13 protein-coding genes, 1 tRNA gene and 1 pseudogene are annotated in these 16272 nt (G+C 70.0%); 9 read left to right on the top strand and 6 right to left on the bottom strand.

Annotated features, from left to right (window positions below; all coding sequences use genetic code 11):
• Window positions 1-79: 79 nt before the first annotated feature.
• From ACIBAE_RS04865 to ACIBAE_RS04855, 3 genes are read left to right on the top strand one after another with little or no spacing between them, the layout of a single operon-like run.
• Entirely contained in the window at window positions 80-2122 is a 2043-nt protein-coding gene (locus ACIBAE_RS04865) for an acetyl/propionyl/methylcrotonyl-CoA carboxylase subunit alpha (RefSeq protein ID WP_399282373.1), read from the top strand.
• Window positions 2119-3084 (top strand): hydroxymethylglutaryl-CoA lyase, encoded by a 966-nt coding sequence (locus tag ACIBAE_RS04860; protein ID WP_399282372.1) that lies wholly within the window; start codon window positions 2119-2121, stop codon window positions 3082-3084. The genes ACIBAE_RS04865 and ACIBAE_RS04860 overlap by 4 nt, the downstream gene beginning before the upstream one ends.
• Window positions 3085-3091: 7 nt before the next feature.
• Window positions 3092-4252, top strand: a complete 1161-nt coding sequence (locus ACIBAE_RS04855; protein WP_399282371.1) for an acyl-CoA dehydrogenase family protein — start codon at window positions 3092-3094, stop codon at window positions 4250-4252.
• 782 nt (window positions 4253-5034) lie between these two features.
• On the opposite strand, the gene ACIBAE_RS04850 is transcribed toward ACIBAE_RS04855, so the two are convergent.
• A complete protein-coding gene (locus ACIBAE_RS04850) occupies window positions 5035-5325 on the bottom strand; it encodes a hypothetical protein (RefSeq protein ID WP_399282370.1) in 291 nt (96 codons plus the stop codon).
• Window positions 5326-5980: 655 nt separating this feature from the next.
• Here ACIBAE_RS04850 and ACIBAE_RS04845 point away from each other — a divergent pair.
• The 3 genes from ACIBAE_RS04845 to glmS all read left to right on the top strand — a co-directional run bounded on the left by ACIBAE_RS04845 (window position 5981) and on the right by glmS (window position 9380).
• Window positions 5981-7015: an ABC transporter substrate-binding protein gene (locus ACIBAE_RS04845; protein ID WP_399282369.1), complete on the top strand. Its 1035-nt coding sequence runs from the start codon at window positions 5981-5983 to the stop codon at window positions 7013-7015.
• Window positions 7016-7231: 216 nt separating this feature from the next.
• Window positions 7232-7507: a hypothetical protein gene (locus tag ACIBAE_RS04840; protein ID WP_399282368.1), complete on the top strand. Its 276-nt coding sequence runs from the start codon at window positions 7232-7234 to the stop codon at window positions 7505-7507.
• A 43-nt stretch (window positions 7508-7550) separates the two neighbouring features.
• Entirely contained in the window at window positions 7551-9380 is a 1830-nt protein-coding gene (gene glmS / locus ACIBAE_RS04835; protein ID WP_399282367.1) for a glutamine--fructose-6-phosphate transaminase (isomerizing), read from the top strand.
• 130 nt (window positions 9381-9510) lie between these two features.
• Here glmS and ACIBAE_RS04830 read toward each other — a convergent pair whose 3' ends face one another.
• On the bottom strand, window positions 9511-10089 hold the full coding sequence (locus tag ACIBAE_RS04830; protein WP_399282366.1) for an acetate uptake transporter: 579 nt from the start codon (window positions 10087-10089) through the stop codon (window positions 9511-9513).
• A 229-nt stretch (window positions 10090-10318) separates the two neighbouring features.
• A complete protein-coding gene (locus tag ACIBAE_RS04825; RefSeq protein WP_399282365.1) occupies window positions 10319-10840 on the bottom strand; it encodes a universal stress protein in 522 nt (173 codons plus the stop codon).
• A gap of 962 nt (window positions 10841-11802) precedes the next feature.
• On the opposite strand from ACIBAE_RS04825, the gene ACIBAE_RS04820 reads away from it, so the two are divergent.
• The 3 genes from ACIBAE_RS04820 to ACIBAE_RS04810 all read left to right on the top strand — a co-directional run bounded on the left by ACIBAE_RS04820 (window position 11803) and on the right by ACIBAE_RS04810 (window position 13798).
• Entirely contained in the window at window positions 11803-13020 is a 1218-nt protein-coding gene (locus ACIBAE_RS04820; protein ID WP_399282364.1) for a GlxA family transcriptional regulator, read from the top strand.
• Between the two features lie 10 nt (window positions 13021-13030).
• The gene (gene orn / locus ACIBAE_RS04815) at window positions 13031-13633 is read left to right on the top strand and encodes an oligoribonuclease (RefSeq protein WP_399282363.1); all 603 of its coding nucleotides are present in this window, start codon (window positions 13031-13033) and stop codon (window positions 13631-13633) included.
• A 92-nt stretch (window positions 13634-13725) separates the two neighbouring features.
• Window positions 13726-13798, top strand: a tRNA-His gene (locus tag ACIBAE_RS04810).
• A gap of 118 nt (window positions 13799-13916) precedes the next feature.
• Here the strand turns inward: ACIBAE_RS04810 and ACIBAE_RS04805 are convergent.
• From ACIBAE_RS04805 to ACIBAE_RS04795, 3 genes and pseudogenes are all read right to left on the bottom strand, one after another.
• Window positions 13917-14846: pseudogene (locus tag ACIBAE_RS04805) on the bottom strand (chitinase); the annotation flags it as partial.
• A gap of 198 nt (window positions 14847-15044) precedes the next feature.
• Entirely contained in the window at window positions 15045-15764 is a 720-nt protein-coding gene (locus tag ACIBAE_RS04800) for a response regulator transcription factor (protein WP_399282362.1), read from the bottom strand.
• Window positions 15765-15868: 104 nt separating this feature from the next.
• On the bottom strand, window positions 15869-16210 hold the full coding sequence (locus ACIBAE_RS04795) for a VOC family protein (protein WP_399282361.1): 342 nt from the start codon (window positions 16208-16210) through the stop codon (window positions 15869-15871).
• Window positions 16211-16272: the final 62 nt, after the last annotated feature.

Raw genomic sequence — 16272 nt, 5'->3', positions numbered from 1 at the left:
GGCGGGAACGGCCGCGAGAACGACCCCGCGAATGACGGCGGGTGCGAAGGCGGGTACGGAGGCCGGAATGAGGGTGGGCATGTTCGACACGGTTCTGATCGCCAACCGAGGCGAGATCGCGGTCCGCGTCATCCGCACCCTGCGGGCGCTCGGGGTCCGGTCGGTCGCGGTCTTCAGCGACGCGGACGCGGACGCCCGGCACGTCCGGGAGGCGGACACGGCGGTACGGATCGGCCCGGCGGCGGCCTCCGAGAGCTACCTCCGCGTCGACCGGCTGCTGGAGGCCGCCGCCCGTACCGGCGCGCAGGCCGTCCACCCGGGCTACGGCTTCCTCGCGGAGAACGCGGGTTTCGCGCGGGCCTGCGAGGAGGCGGGACTGGTCTTCATCGGGCCGCCCGCCGGGGCCATCGACCTGATGGGCGACAAGATCCGTGCCAAGGAGACCGTGCGGGCGGCCGGGGTCCCGGTCGTACCCGGCTCCTCCGGCAGCGGGCTGAGCGACGCTCAACTCGCCGAAGCGGCGGCCGGGATCGGTATGCCGGTGCTGCTGAAGCCCTCGGCGGGCGGCGGCGGCAAGGGGATGCGGCTGGTGCGCGCGGAGGCGGCGCTCGCGGAGGAGATCGCGGCGGCCCGGCGCGAGGCGCGCTCGTCCTTCGGTGACGACACGCTGCTGGTGGAGCGGTGGGTGGACCGTCCGCGCCATATCGAGATCCAGGTCCTGGCCGACGCCCACGGGAACGTGGTGCACCTCGGCGAGCGCGAGTGCTCGCTCCAGCGCCGCCATCAGAAGCTGATCGAGGAAGCCCCCTCGGTGCTGCTGGACGAGGCGACCCGCGCGGCGATGGGCGAGGCGGCGGTCCAGGCGGCGCGCTCCTGCGGATACACGGGCGCCGGGACGGTCGAGTTCATCGTGCCGGGCGGTGACCCGTCGTCGTACTTCTTCATGGAGATGAACACCCGCCTCCAGGTCGAGCACCCGGTGACGGAGTTCGTCACCGGTCTGGACCTGGTGGAGTGGCAGCTGCGGGTCGCGGCCGGCGAGCGGCTCCCGTTCACCCAGGCGGACATCACGCTCACCGGCCACGCGGTGGAGGCCCGGATCTGCGCGGAGACCGTGTCGGTGGCGGAGGGCTCCCGGGGCTTCCTCCCCTCCGGCGGTACGGTGCTGGCGCTGCGCGAGCCGGCCGGCGACGGCGTACGGACGGACTCGGGCCTCAGTGAGGGCACGGAGGTCGGCAGCACGTACGACCCGATGCTCGCCAAGGTCATCGCCTACGGCCCCGACCGCGCGACGGCCCTGCGCAAGCTGCGGGCGGCCCTGGCGGAGACGGTCACGCTGGGCGTCCCCACGAACGCCGGTTTCCTGCGCCGCCTGCTGGCGCACCCGGCCGTGGTGGCGGGCGATCTGGACGCGGGCCTGGTCGAACGCGAGATGGAGGCCCTGGTGCCCACCGAGGTGCCGGCCGAGGTCTACGCGGCGGCGGCGGCGGTCCGTCAGGCGGACCTGCTGCCACCTGGGGGACCGGGGTCCGGCTGGGTGGACCCCTTCTCCGTACCGAGCGGCTGGCGCCTCGGCGGTACGCCCACGCCGGTGGCGCACCCGCTGCGCGTCCCCGGATGTGAACCCGTCACCCGCGAGGTAGGGCCCACGGACCTGTTCCGGGTGGAGCCCGCCCGGGTCACGGTCACGGTGGACGGCATGACCCACACCTTCCACCGGGCCGGCGACTGGCTCGGCAGGGACGGTGACAGCTGGCACGTGCGGGACCACGACCCCGTCGAGGCCGCGCTGCGCGGCGCCGTCGGGGCAGGCGGCCCGGACTCGCTGACCGCGCCCATGCCCGGCACCGTCACCGTGGTCAAGGTGGCCGTCGGGGACGAGGTCACCGCCGGGCAGAGCCTGCTCGTCGTCGAGGCGATGAAGATGGAACACGTCATCTCCGCGCCGCACGACGGCACGGTCACCGGGCTGGAGGTGACCCCCGGCTCCACGGTCGCCATGGACCAGGTCCTCGCGGTGATCGCACCGGCCGACGCCGAGACACCGGGAGGGCCGGCCCCGCAGACCCCACAGGCCCCGCAGACCCCGCAGGCCCCACAGACCCCGCAGGAGGAGTCATGACCGAGGGACTGCCCATGGCCGTACCCGCGCGGGGCCTGCCGGCCCGGGTCCGTATCCATGAGGTGGGCGCGCGCGACGGCCTGCAGAACGAGAAGGGGGTCGTGCCGACCGAGGTGAAGGCGGAGTTCATCCACCGCCTCGCCGGCGCCGGGCTGACCACCATCGAGGCGACCAGCTTCGTCCACCCCTCGTGGGTACCCCAACTGGCGGACGCCGAGCAGCTGTTCCCGCTGCTCGGCGGCCTCGCGGAGACCGAGGGGGTCGCGCTCCCCGTGCTCGTGCCGAACGAACGCGGACTCGACCGTGCCGTCGCCCTCGGCGCCCGCCGTATCGCCGTGTTCGGCAGCGCCACCGAGTCCTTCGCCCGGGCCAATCTCAACCGGACGGTGGACGAGTCGCTGGCCATGTTCGCGCCGGTCGTCGCCAAGGCCCGCGCGGACGGGATCCATGTCCGGGGCTATCTCTCGATGTGCTTCGGCGACCCGTGGGAGGGCCCGGTCCCGGTCGGTCAGGCCGTCAGGGTCGCCAAGGCTTTGCTGGACCTGGGATGCGACGAGCTGAGCCTCGGCGACACGATCGGCGTCGCCACTCCCGGCCATGTGCGGGCGCTGCTCGCCGGGCTGAACGAGCGGGGGGTGCCGACCGATGTCCTCGGGGTTCACTTCCACGACACCTACGGCCAGGCGCTCTCCAACACCCTCGCCGCGCTGCAGCACGGCGTGACCACCGTGGACGCCTCGGCCGGCGGCCTCGGCGGCTGCCCGTACGCGAAGAGCGCCACCGGGAATCTCGCCACCGAGGACCTGGTGTGGATGCTCCAGGGTCTCGGTATCGAGACCGGCGTCGATCTCGGCCGGCTCACCGCCACCAGCGTCTGGCTGGCCGAGCGGCTGGGCCGCCCCAGTCCCTCCCGCACCGTCCGCGCGCTGTCGGCGAATCCGGCACAGTCCCCCAAGGAGTGACCCACCGATGTCCCTGGACCACCGGCTCTCCGCCGAGCACGAAGAACTGCGCCGCACCGTCGAGGAGTTCGCCCACGAAGTGGTGGCGCCCAAGATCGGCGACTTCTACGAGCGGCACGAATTCCCGTACGAGATCGTCGCCGAGATGGGACGGATGGGGCTGTTCGGCCTGCCCTTCCCTGAGGAGTACGGGGGCATGGGCGGCGACTACCTCGCCCTCGGCATCGCCCTCGAAGAGCTGGCCCGGGTGGACTCCTCGGTGGCGATCACCCTGGAGGCGGGCGTCTCGCTGGGCGCCATGCCCGTCTACCGCTTCGGTACGGAGGAGCAGAAGCGGGAGTGGCTGCCGCGCCTGTGCTCGGGCGAACTGCTCGGCGCGTTCGGGCTCACCGAGCCGGACTGCGGCTCCGACGCGGGCGGCACACGCACCACGGCCGTCCGCGACGGCGACGCGTGGGTGATCAACGGCACCAAGTGCTTCATCACCAACTCGGGCACGGACATCACGGGCCTGGTCACCGTCACGGCGGTGACCGGCCGCAAGGACGACGGCCGCCCGGAGATCTCGGCGATCATCGTCCCCTCCGGCACCCCCGGCTTCACCGTCGCCGCCCCCTACTCCAAGGTCGGCTGGAACGCGTCGGACACCCGCGAGCTGTCCTTCTCCGACGTACGGGTCCCGCTGGCGAATCTGCTCGGCGAGGAGGGTCGCGGGTACGCCCAGTTCCTCCGCATCCTCGACGAGGGCCGGATCGCGATCTCCGCTCTGGCGACGGGCCTGGCCCAGGGCTGCGTCGACGAGTCGGTCACGTACGCCAGGGAGCGGCACGCCTTCGGGCGCCCGATCGGCGCCAACCAGGCCATCCAGTTCAAGATCGCCGACATGGAGATGCGCGCGCACATGGCGCGGATCGGCTGGCGGGACGCGGCGTCCCGGCTCGTCCTCGGCGAGCCGTTCAAGAAGGAGGCGGCGCTGGCGAAGCTGTACTCGTCCACGGTCGCCGTCGACAACGCCCGCGAGGCCACCCAGATCCACGGCGGCTACGGCTTCATGAACGAGTACCCGGTGGCCCGGATGTGGCGCGACTCCAAGATCCTGGAGATCGGCGAGGGCACCAGCGAGGTCCAGCGCATGCTGATCGCCCGCGAACTGGGCCTGACCGGCTGATCATCCACGCGACAGCCCTCAGCCGCCGCACCGCCATGTCTGAGCACGACGGCGCGTTCCGGGCCCCGACCGGGACCCGGAACAGGCTGTGCCCGCCGACCGGGCCCGGGCCGCCTGCGTGAACGGGCTGGACGGCAACGGGGTCTGCGGACGGCCCGGCCGGGTGATGTGGCGGTTCATCAGCGTGATCGCCGCCTCAGGGTCGAGGTGAGAGCATCTGCCCCGCCTCGCCCCACTGCGAGGGGAAGAGCGGTCACCGCATACATCGCGGATTGCCCGGATCACGGGATCACGGGGTCGTCTACTGGCCGACAGTCATGGACCAGTGGACGTCGCCAGGAGCCTCAATTTTGATCGAGGCCTCCTTTCCACGACTCTTGAGATCGATCTGGTTGTAGGTGCTGCTGACTTCGCCCGCAGTACATTCGAGGGGGAAACCGAGTGCCACCGGCTGCAGAGTAACGGTAATCACTCCCGCTCCTTGACAGTTCACGGCGATCGATACCGGTCCCGAATGAACTCCCCCGGTATCTCGACTTCCTGATTGCCATTGCCGACATCAACCGAGGCCAGGACCTTCCCTTCGGGGAGGGTCGGCGCCACGGAGGCAGATTCGCTTGACTTGCTTCCCGTGTACTCCGGGGCATCAGCCGTAGCAGAAGTCACCGCATCAGGTTTTGAGGCAGTGCTGCTGTCAGTGCACGCATTCAATCCGGCGATGCACGACAAGACGCCGAGGAATGCGACTCGGACGCGAGGCATCGGACCGAAGGCCGGAATGTCTAGCTTTCCCACAGGTACCAGCCGTTCTTGTAAGGCGCGTAGCTGGTCACGGTGCTCTTCGGAGTCGTCGAACAGTTGGTGTAGTAGCGGTAGCTGGTACCGGTCGTCTTGAGTCGGTAGACCCCGTAGTTGCTGTTCGTCGTCTTGCGAGCCGGAGCGTCGACGGGCTCGCAGTACTGACTGCTCGGAGAGATCTCCGAAGGGTTGCCGGTCGCCTCGTCGCCGGGCGTCCAGCCCGCCGGAAGCTCAGTGAGGGACTCCTCCGGCTGCGTCGGCGGGGTGGTGTTCACCACCGAATCACTCGGCGTTTCATCTGCGGAAGCCGCGGCGGCCATGCCTGTCGGCCCCTGTCAGAAGCGCGACAACAGCGGTCGTTCCCACAGCGGCTCTGCTGAGTTTGAGTCCCATGTAATTCCCCTCCCCCCTTCGCCCCCTGGCGAGCGGCGTGTGACGACAACATTAGAGCCGCACTGATCAAAAAGACACAGAAAAATCATGTGCCGGAGCGAGATTCGAGGTTTCCCTGGAGAGACCTCCTGGATCAGGAGCACATCAGGGCGATTTCAAAGTCGCTCTTTTATGAGATGCGCAGACCAGGGCGATGCGACGACATCCGGCGGGCGGCGACACACGCGGCGAAACTCCATTGCGCGCACCCCTTTCCCCCCAAGTCGCCTACTCCGCAAGGAAATTTGATGTGCCGCCAGTTCACCTGGGCACGTCGCCCACCCGTCAGTACGGCGCGATCGTCAGACCGACGGAATGGCTTCGAACGCCGGCGAATCCGCGGCAGCGGCGAGTCAGCGATCACCCGGTCGCGACTGTGCCGACTGTGCCGCCATTGGTCCGGGGCGGCGCCGACGAGTAGGTAAGGCTAGGCTAACCTGCCTTCGACGGCCCGTCGGCCGTCCCCCGGCCCCCGGCACGTACGAAAGCGGACCCACCATGCCCACTGCCCGAGTTTCCCCCCTCACCCGTCGCGGCCTGCTCGCCGCCGGGGGCGCCGTCGGCCTTGCCGCCGCGCTCGCCGCCTGCGGCGACGGCGACAGCGACGCGAACGGCGGCTCCACGGACTCGGGCGCCGCGAAGCCGGGCCCCTGGTCGTTCAAGGACGACCGGGGCGTGACCGCGAAGGCCGGGAGCACGCCGAAGAACATCGTCGCCTTCACCGGCACCGCCGCCGCGCTGCACGACTACGGCGTCGAGGTGAAGGGCGTCTTCGGCCCGACCAGGACCGCAGACGGCAAGCCCGACGTGCAGGCCGGCGACCTCGACATCAGCAAGGTCGAGATACTCGGCAACGCCTGGGGCGAGTTCAACGTCGAGCGGTACGCGGCACTGAGCCCCGACCTGCTGGTCACCGCGCAGTGGCTGAAGAACGAACTCTGGTACGTGCCGGACCAGTCCAAGGACAAGATCCTCAAGCTGGCCCCGAGCGTGGCCCTGTGGGCGGCGGAGACCACCATGCCCCAGGCGATCCAGCGCCACGCGGAGCTCGCCGAATCCCTCGGCGCCGACCTCAAGGCCCCGGAGGTCACGGACGCCAAGGCCCGCTTCGAGAAGGCCGCCGCGCGACTGCGCGCGGCCGCCAAGTCCAAGCCCGAGATCACGGTACTGGTCGCCTCGGCCAGCCAGGACCTCTTCTACGTCTCGCTCGCGAAGACGTCCGCCGACACGCTCTACTTCCAGCAGCTGGGCGTGAGGTTCGTCGAGCCCAAGGTGTCGGGACAGGGCTTCTTCGAGGAGCTGAGCTGGGAGAACGTCGGCAAGTACGACGCCGACATCATCATGATGGACAATCGCACCTCGGCCCTCCAGCCCGCCGCCCTCACCTCGAAGCCGACCTGGGCGCGGCTCCCGGCGGTCAAGGCCGGCCAGGTCGTCCCGCGCACCACCGAGCCGATCTTCTCGTACGCCAAGTGCGCACCGATCCTGGACGCTCTGGCCGAAGCCATCGAGAACGCGAAGAAGGCCGGCTGACTCCCGACCCCCTCACCGGGACACCGAGGGCACACCCGGACACCGAGAGCACACCCGGCGCCTTTTCTCCCCTTTGATCAGCCTCGGTCCGCTTCACTTCGCTTCAGTCCCCTTCAGTCCGCAATTCGGCTCCATTTTCGACCTCGAACCGGCGATCCTTGCCCGATATCGGGCAGAAATGTTGCGAAGGACCTCGCGCGCCAGCAATATCAACAGGTGCTCGAACGCCGCCCGTCGTACGACGACCTCATCGACCATCTGGTCCGCAGCACCTCGCTCCAGCGCGGTGAGGCGGCCCGGGTGGTACTCGATGTGCTGGCGTACTTCGACGAGACGACCGAGGAGTTCGTCCGCCGCCGCCACCGCGAGATGCAGTCGGGTGGCGCGGTGAACGCGGAGATCTTCGAGCGGATCGCGGCCGAGTTGCCGCATCGCGCGGTGGCGCCCGCGGAGCTCTCGCTCCGGCAGTTGCGCCGCATCGTCTACGGCTGACAGCAGTGCGGGCCGACCGTAAATCAGAAGGGGAAGACACCGTATGTGCGGAATCGTCGGATACATCGGAAAGCGTGACGTGGCTCCGCTGCTGCTGGAGGGCCTGCAGCGGCTGGAGTACCGGGGGTACGACTCCGCCGGCATCGTCATCACCGGCAAGCCGGCCGCGGGCAAGGCCGCCACGCTGAAGATGGTCAAGGCCAAGGGCCGGGTCCGCGAGCTGGAGGCCCGCGTCCCCAAGCGGTTCGCCGGCACCACCGGCATCGCGCACACCCGCTGGGCCACCCACGGCGCTCCGAGCGACGAGAACGCGCACCCGCACCTGGACCCGGAGGGCAAGGTCGCCCTCGTCCACAACGGCATCATCGACAACGCCTCCGAGCTGCGCGTGAAGCTGGAGGCGGACGGGGTGGTGTTCCTCTCCGAGACCGACACCGAGGTACTGACCCACCTCATCGCCCGCTCCCAGGCCCCGACCCTGGAGGAGAAGGTCCGCCAGGCGCTCCAGCTGATCGAGGGCACGTACGGCATCGCCGTGCTGCACGCCGACTTCGCGGACCGGATCGTCGTCGCCCGCAACGGCTCGCCGGTCGTCCTCGGCATCGGCGAGAAGGAGATGTTCGTCGCCTCCGACGTGGCCGCGCTGGTCTCCCACACCCGCCAGGTCGTCACCCTTGAGGACGGCGAGATGGCCACCCTGAAGGCCGACGACTTCCGTACGTACACCACCGAGGGCTCGCGCACCTCGGCCACGCCGACCACCGTGGAGTGGGAGGCCGAGTCGTACGACATGGGCGGCCACGACACGTACATGCACAAGGAGATCTCGGAGCAGCCCGACGCCGTGGACCGGGTGCTCCGGGGCCGGATCGACGACCGCTTCTCCACCGTGCACCTGGGCGGCCTCAACCTGGACGCCCGCGAGGCGCGCGGGGTGCGCCGGATCAAGATCCTCGGCTGCGGCACCTCGTACCACGCGGGCATGATCGGCGCGCAGCTGATCGAGGAGCTGGCCCGTATCCCGGCGGACGCGGAACCCGCCTCCGAGTTCCGCTACCGCAATCCGGTCGTGGACCCCGACACCCTCTATGTCGCGGTGTCCCAGTCGGGCGAGACGTACGACGTGCTCGCCGCCGTCCAGGAACTCAAGCGCAAGGGCGCGAGGGTGCTGGGCATCGTGAACGTCGTCGGCTCGGCCATCGCCCGGGAGACCGACGGCGGGGTGTACGTGCACGCGGGCCCCGAGGTCTGCGTCGTCTCCACCAAGTGCTTCACCAACACCGTGGTCTCCTTCGCGCTGCTCGCGCTGCACCTGGGCCGGATCCGCGACCTGTCCGTCGCCGACGGCAAGCGGATCATCGAGGGGCTGCGCAAGCTGCCCGCGCAGATCGCCGAGATCCTGGAGACGGAGGACGACATCGCGAAGCTGGCCGGGGAGTACGCGGAGGCCAAGTCGATGATGTTCATCGGCCGGGTGCGCGGCTATCCCGTCGCCCGCGAGGCGTCGCTGAAGCTCAAGGAGGTCTCGTACATCCACGCCGAGGCCTACCCGGCCTCCGAGCTGAAACACGGTCCGCTGGCCCTGATCGAGCCCGCGATGCCGACGGTCGCGATCGTCCCCGACGACGACCTGCTGGAGAAGAACCGCGCGGCGCTGGAGGAGATCAAGGCCCGCAGCGGTCGCATCCTCGCGGTCGCGCACCAGCCGCAGGAGAAGGCCGACCACACCATCGTCGTGCCGAAGAACGAGACCGAGCTGGACCCGATCCTGCTGGGCATCCCGCTCCAACTGCTGGCCTATCACACGGCGCTGGCGCTGGGCCGGGACATCGACAAGCCGCGCAACCTCGCGAAGTCCGTCACCGTCGAGTAGTCACGCGGTCGGGTGGTCGCGCCGCGGCCGTCCTGCCTCTTCCGTGGCGAGAGCGTCTCCCGTGCGACCACCCGGCGCACAGGAGACGCTCTCCGACGGAGCCGGCGCCAGACGCCGGCCCGTGTCTACCTCAGCCGGTGGCCGTCACTCCCCGGCCGGCAGCCCGGTGACCCGGCAGCGCGACCGGCCAGTTGGCCAGCGCCGCCGTCGCCGCGTACCAGGAGGCGAGTCCCGCCAGGACGGCGAACCAGCCGCCCACCTTGATGATTCCCGTGCTGTCGGCGAACTGACCGATCGCGAGCAGCACGAGCCCCACGCCGAACAGCGCGTACGTGCCCTGCACGAGCGGGCCCGAGGACGCGGCACCGAGGGTGAGGCTCAGCGCCAGCAGCGCCCACAGGATCAGGAAGAACCCGACCGCGTCCGCGGTGACCTGGTGACCGGCCCCGATCCCCCAGGTGAACCAGAAGGCGCCGAGGGCCGCGAAGGCCGAACCGGAGAACAACTCGCCCGCGCGGTAGGCGAGCAGTCCGGCGACGAAGAGCGCGATCCCGCCGACGTACAGCGCGAGCGTGACCGCGTCGCCCGCCGTCACTCCTTTGATGGCGCCGGTGTGGCCGATACCGAAGGCCAGCAGGGTGAGTCCCAGCGCGAGATGGCCGAGAACCGAAGTCGAGGTAGCGCTTCCCGCAGAGACGTCGTTGTCCACGGCGGGCTCCCTTCATGAGGTGCGTGGTGTGCTGTGTACCAGCGACCGTTATGTACCCTTCACCGGCACATGATGCACCTCTGGGAGTGAGTTAATTCACTTTTCACGTAAGGGAATTGACGGGCTCTCAGCTGGGTATCGGATGCGCTCCCACGTCAACCCGCGACGAACCGGGGGCGGCGTGAATCGAGGCGATGCGCGAACGGCGAGCGGTATGCCGGCGGCGGGGTTACGGGATGACCACGACGGGCCGCTGCGCGCGCCGCGCCAGCCGTCCCGCCACCGAGCCGAAGATCCGCCCGACGATGCCGTGGGTGGATCCGACGACGATCGCGTCGGCGGAGTACTCCTGGCCGACCTCTTCGAGTTCGTGGCAGATGTCGCCGCCGCGCTCCACGAGGATCCACGGCACCTCGGCGAGGTAGTCCGCGCAGGCGAGTTCGAGGCCGAGGACCTCGGTACGGTGATCCGGTACGTCCACGAAGACCGGGGGTTCGCAGCCCGCCCACACCGTGGTCGGCAGCCTGTTGGCGACATGGACGATGATCAGACCGGAGCCGAGGCGCCTGGCCATGCCGATGGCGTACGCGAGCGCCCGCTCACTGGAGGTGGAGCCGTCGAAGCCGACGACCACTCCGTGCTGGAAAGCGGGATCGCAGGAGGCGCGCGTCTGTTCCGCCGCCTGCAGGCCCGACAAGGGGTCGGCTACCTGCTTGCGGTCTGCGGGTTCAGGGTTTTCGTGACCGGCCATTGGTGTCTCGGCGAAAGAGATCCTGTTGGGGTGGAACAACGATGGGCGTGACGGGCTGAGCTGTGTCCGGGAATCATCTTCCCAACCCCATACCCCGAAGGGTACGGCGGCACTCCTCTTCATGCCCAGGGACTGACGCCCCGCACCAGGCGTTCAAGGGAGCATGCACGAGGCCGCGCAGGATCGCAATGCCGGATGGCCACTACAGCTGTCCGGCACGCCGGCAACACGGCTCCACCGCACGGCCACCACACCGCCGCCGACCCGCTCCGCCCCTCACCGGGCCCCGCGTCGCGCCCCGCCGGCCCGAGAGAGTCCCGGGACCGCGTCGTGGACCGCTCGGGCCCCCGCCGGCGCCCCGCGACGCGCGGACCGGGCGCGGACCGGGCGCGGACCTGAAGCGGACCGGCGAGCCGGCCGGGGAGGAGACCGGAAGCCGCGGGGCCCGGGCGGCCAGGGCCCCGCCGTACAGACGTACGGTACGGCTGAAAGCCGGCGGTTCCGGGGACGCCGGGGGGCGCATTCCGGCTCGTACGCGGGCAAGGGAAGTGCGCCGGGGGATTGAATGAGGACCGCGTGCTTCACACAGACGCACCCATCGCTTTTCAGCCAACTTCACGCAGGGGCGGAGCCCTTGCCGAAATGGTCCGCCAACCCCCTTGCCACCAGCGGAGAAAGGACCGAACCGGTCTCCCGCACCCTACGGGGACGGGCCATGCGTGTGAGGCCCACTTCCACTCAAGGCCCGTGAGTGGAACGCTTCGTGATCGAATGCTTCGCGCCAAGTTGCCTTGTCGACATAGTGGCGGTTGGAGAACTTGTCACGCCGGCACCACGGGACGCAGTAGATTCGATCATGAGTAGCGAAGACTGGGGACCCGTGCAAAACCGAGGGGAATCGTGCAAGAGCGAGAGGCCCGACAAGAACGGGGAGACGCGAACACCGAGGGGGGCTTAGCGCCATGAGCCAGGACTCCACTGCCGCACCGGAGTCAGCAAGGAAGCTTTCCGGGCGTCGCCGCCGGGAAGTCGTCGCCGTGCTGCTCTTCAGCGGCGGCCCCATCTTCGAGAGCTCCATCCCGCTCTCCGTGTTCGGAATCGACCGCCAGGACGCCGGGGTTCCCCGCTACCGCCTGCTCGTCTGCGCCGGGGAGGACGGGCCGCTGCGCACCACCGGCGGTCTCGAACTCACAGCGCCGTACGGCCTGGAGGCGATCAGCAGGGCGGGCACGGTGGTCGTGCCGGCCTGGCGGTCGATCACATCACCGCCACCACCGGAGGCACTGGACGCGCTGCGCCGCGCCCATGAGGAGGGCGCGCGGATCGTCGGTCTGTGCACCGGCGCGTTCGTGCTCGCCGCCGCCGGCCTGCTGGACGGCCGCCCGGCCACCACGCACTGGATGTACGCGCCGACGCTCGCGAAGCGCTACCCGTCCGTCCACGTGGACCCGCGCGAGCTCTTCGTCGACGACGGCGACGTGCTCACGTCCGCCGGCACGGCGGCCGGAATCGATCTGTGTCTGCACATAGTCCGGACCGACCACGGTGCGGAGGCCGCCGGGGCACTCGCCCGCCGACTCGTCGTACCGCCACGGCGCAGCGGCGGTCAGGAACGCTACCTCGACAGGTCTTTACCTGAGGAGATCGGCTCCGACCCGCTCGCCGAGGTCGTGGCCTGGGCGCTGGAGCATCTGCACGAGCAGTTCGACGTGGAGACGCTCGCGGCCCGCGCGTACATGAGCCGCCGTACCTTCGACCGGCGGTTCCGCTCGCTCACCGGGAGCGCGCCGCTCCAGTGGCTGATCACCCAGCGGGTGCTGCAGGCCCAGCGGCTGCTGGAGACCTCCGACTATTCGGTCGACGAGGTCGCCGGCCGCTGCGGCTTCCGCTCCCCGGTGGCGCTGCGTGGCCACTTCCGGCGCCAGCTGGGCTCCTCACCCGCGGCCTACCGGTCCGCCTACCGGGCACGCCGCCCGCAGGGCGAGCCCGTGGCGCCGGGAGCCATGGAGCCGGTCGTACCGGCCCAGGCGTCCGTGCACTCCCGGCGGGCGGGCGGCGCGGGCGGGCCCGGCGGAGGGACGGCGCCCACAGCGGTCGCGGAGCACGGCAAGCCTGGTTTCGACGTGTACGCGACAGGTCCGGGCCGTCCGAGTCTGCCCGGTCAGCGGAGCGCCCCGTAGGGTAAGACACATGAACGATCGCATGGTGTGGATCGACTGCGAGATGACCGGGCTCTCGTTGGCGGACGACGCACTCATCGAGGTGGCCGCACTGGTCACCGACTCGGAACTGAACGTGCTCGGTGAAGGGGTGGACATCGTGATCCGCCCGCCGGACGCGGCGCTGGAGACCATGCCCGAGGTGGTGCGGCAGATGCACACCGCCTCGGGCCTCCTCGACGAGCTGGCGGGCGGCACCACGCTGGCCGACGCCGAGGCGCAGGTGCTGGCGTATGTACGCCGGCATGTGAAGGAGCCGGGCAAGGCACCCCTGTGCGGAAACTCGGTCGGCACCGACCGCGGCTTCCTCTTCCGCGACATGCCGGCACTGGAGAACTACCTCCACTACCGGATCGTCGATGTCTCCTCGGTCAAGGAGCTGGCCCGCCGCTGGTACCCGCGCGCCTACTTCAACAGCCCGGAGAAGAGTGGCAACCACCGTGCGCTCGCGGACATCCGCGAGTCCATCGCGGAGCTGCGCTACTACCGGGAAGCGGTCTTCGTCCCGCAGCCCGGCCCGGACTCCGACACGGCCAAGCAGATCGCCGCGAAGCACGTCCTGCCCCCCGAATAGGCGGCTGACACCTCGCGCCTTTATAGCGGCGCGAGCACCCCCGCAGACCCTGTACACTTTTTCTCGACCGGTCAGGGAAAAGACCGGGCATGGTGGGTATAGCTCAGCTGGCAGAGCACCTGGTTGTGGTCCAGGATGTCGCGGGTTCAAGTCCCGTTACTCACCCTTGAAAGATCATCCCCTACCCGGGACTACGGGTAGGGGATGATCTTTTTGCGTGGCTGCTCCTTCGCGGCCGGCCTGAGCGGAACGGTCTGGGGGGAACGGTCTCAGGTGGCCGGTCTCACGCGTACGAGCCGAAAGCGCTCATGAAGGCCAGCGGCTCCTGCGGGACGGAGCTGCACGACGGGTCCGCGGTGTCACGCGCGCCACCCGGGCACTGCCTGTCGCGGGCCGTGGACCACATCGACAGCCGGCCCAGACCCTTGGAAGCGGCGAAGGCGACCAGCCGCCTGGCGTCGTCGACCTGGAAGATCTCCGTGTTCACGTCGTTGACGCCGATCATGGGGGTGACGGCCACGGCCCTCCAGGCGGCCGCGTCCGACAGGCCGAACACGCCCTTGACCTGCGCCTGCGTCGCGGTCGCGGCCTGGACGGCATACGTGGCCATGTCACCGCTGTACGAAGCGCCGTAGTCCATCGCCATGATGTTGACCGTGCCGACGGTGACGCCGTTCCTCCTGGCGTCGGCGATCAGATCCACCCCCGGCCGGGTCAGGCCGTCCGGCATCACGGGCAGGGTGAAGGAGACGTCCAGACCGGGGTGCGACTTCTGGAGCCGTGCGACGGCCCGCGCCCGGCGCGTGTTGGCCGCCGTGTCCGTCAGGGCCGCGCCCTCGATGTCGAAGTCGACCTTGGTCAGCCGGTACGCGTCCACGACCTTGCCGTACTCCGCGGCGAGGGCCGGGACGGACGGACAGCTGAGGGCCGGCTCGCTGCCGGACGCGCCACCGAAGGAGACCCGTACGTCACCGCCGCCGGCGCGCAGGCGGCCGATCTGGGCGGCCACCGGGTCTCCGTCCAGATCGCCCGCACCGCCCCAGAGCGGGACACAGCCGCCACCGGAGGTGAGGAAACCGAGCGTGAAGTCCTTCACACCGGTCCTGGTCGCGGTGTCCACCAGGTCGATCGCCGGACGGAGCGAGGTGTCGACGTACGGCGCGAAGCCTCCGGCGGCGCCGGCGGCCCCGCCCGCATCGGTATCCGTATCCGTATCCCTGAGTGCGAACGCCGCGCCGCCGGCCAGCGCCGCCGTGACGAGCACGCCGATCACCGCCCTGCTCCGGCCGCTCACCCTGCGCTGGTGTGTCCTGCTGCCCATCACGTGCCTGCCTCTGTGGATCGGGGGTACGGCGGCACGCTAGCCGCCCCGATCCGGACAAACACCCGTTTTGGTACGGTCGTTGGATTCTCAGGAGGTGCTCGGGGAAGGCGGCTCCGCGACCGGCGGCGGCTCCAGCTTCACCCCGACGCCGCGCAAGGTATGCAGATAGCGCGGCCTGGCGGCCGTCTCCCCCAGTTTGCGACGCAGCCAGGACAGATGGACGTCGATGGTCTGGTCGTCGCCGTACGACTGCCGCCACACCTCGGCGAGCAGTTCCCGGCGCGGTACGACCTCCCCGGGGCGTCCGGCGAGGAAGGCCAGCAGGTCGAACTCCCGCCGGGTCAGATCCAGACGGACCCCGTCCAGTTCGGCCTGGCGGCGCGGCGGGTCGATGGTGAGCCCGCCCACCCGGATCATCCGCCGGGGCACGGCCCCACCCGGAACGGACCGTGAGCGGCGCAGGACGGCCGCCATCCTGGCGGACAGGTGCTCCACGGAGAACGGCTTGGTGAGGTAGTCGTCGGCGCCGTCGTTGAGGAGCCGGACGATCTCCGACTCGTCGCCCCGCTCGGTGGCGATGATCACCGGTACATCGGTGATCCGGCGCAGCATCCGCAGCGCCTCCGACCCGTCGAGATCGGGCAGGCCGAGGCCGAGAATGACCACATCGAACCGGAAATGGGCCACCTCGCGCAGCGCGTCCAGGGCGGTACCGACGCTCCGCACGGTGTGGGAGGCCTCGGTCAGGTGTCTGATGAGGGCGGAGCGCACGAACTGGTCGTCCTCGACGACGAGCACACTGGGCATGGGCGGCACCGTACGCCATCCGGGTGGCGCGGGGAGGCGAGTCGCCGGGGCCGGCACCGGGCGGCGTCCGCCGGCCGGTGGCCTGCGGGCCCCCGGCCACAGCGTTACCGAGGCGGCCCTCCGTAGCCGATCCTGTTGCCGTCGGGATCGCGGTACACCGCCTTGCGCATACCGTCGGGATACGTCTCCCGCTCGGCGGGTTCGATCCCCCGGTCGGCGATCCGGGCGACGCGGGCGTCGAGATCGTCGACGAGGATCGTCCGGACGGCGTGACCCGCGTCCTCGGCGTTCTGCTGGATGTACAGATACCGGTGCTCGGCGAGCTCCCACACCGCTTCCGTGCCGGACGGGAGGAAGGCCGGCTCGGAGCCCAGCACCCGCGCGTACCAGGCTTTCGCGGTCTCGTAGTCCCGGACGTAGATCCCGGCGAACAAGTCGATCGACATCCGAGCAGGTTACTGCGGCGACCAGGGATGTCCGGGTGCCGTGGCGGTCACCTGCCCACACC

It is taken from the genome of Streptomyces sp. NPDC051569 (genome assembly GCF_044454085.1).
Lineage (GTDB): Bacteria > Actinomycetota > Actinomycetes > Streptomycetales > Streptomycetaceae > Streptomyces.
This window is presented reverse-complemented; position numbering and strand designations above follow the sequence as displayed.

Excerpts from the sequence above, each read along its gene's own strand:
- ACIBAE_RS04865 (WP_399282373.1), top strand. The coding sequence starts at position 80 with ATGTTCGACACGGTTCTGATCGCCAACCGAGGCGAGATCGCGGTCCGC.
- ACIBAE_RS04860 (WP_399282372.1), top strand. The coding sequence starts at position 2,119 with ATGACCGAGGGACTGCCCATGGCCGTACCCGCGCGGGGCCTGCCGGCC.
- ACIBAE_RS04855 (WP_399282371.1), top strand. The coding sequence starts at position 3,092 with ATGTCCCTGGACCACCGGCTCTCCGCCGAGCACGAAGAACTGCGCCGC.
- ACIBAE_RS04845 (WP_399282369.1), top strand. The coding sequence starts at position 5,981 with ATGCCCACTGCCCGAGTTTCCCCCCTCACCCGTCGCGGCCTGCTCGCC.
- glmS (WP_399282367.1), top strand. The coding sequence starts at position 7,551 with ATGTGCGGAATCGTCGGATACATCGGAAAGCGTGACGTGGCTCCGCTG.
- ACIBAE_RS04825 (WP_399282365.1), bottom strand. The coding sequence starts at position 10,840 with ATGGCCGGTCACGAAAACCCTGAACCCGCAGACCGCAAGCAGGTAGCC.
- ACIBAE_RS04820 (WP_399282364.1), top strand. The coding sequence starts at position 11,803 with ATGAGCCAGGACTCCACTGCCGCACCGGAGTCAGCAAGGAAGCTTTCC.
- orn (WP_399282363.1), top strand. The coding sequence starts at position 13,031 with ATGAACGATCGCATGGTGTGGATCGACTGCGAGATGACCGGGCTCTCG.
- ACIBAE_RS04800 (WP_399282362.1), bottom strand. The coding sequence starts at position 15,764 with ATGCCCAGTGTGCTCGTCGTCGAGGACGACCAGTTCGTGCGCTCCGCC.
- ACIBAE_RS04795 (WP_399282361.1), bottom strand. The coding sequence starts at position 16,210 with ATGTCGATCGACTTGTTCGCCGGGATCTACGTCCGGGACTACGAGACC.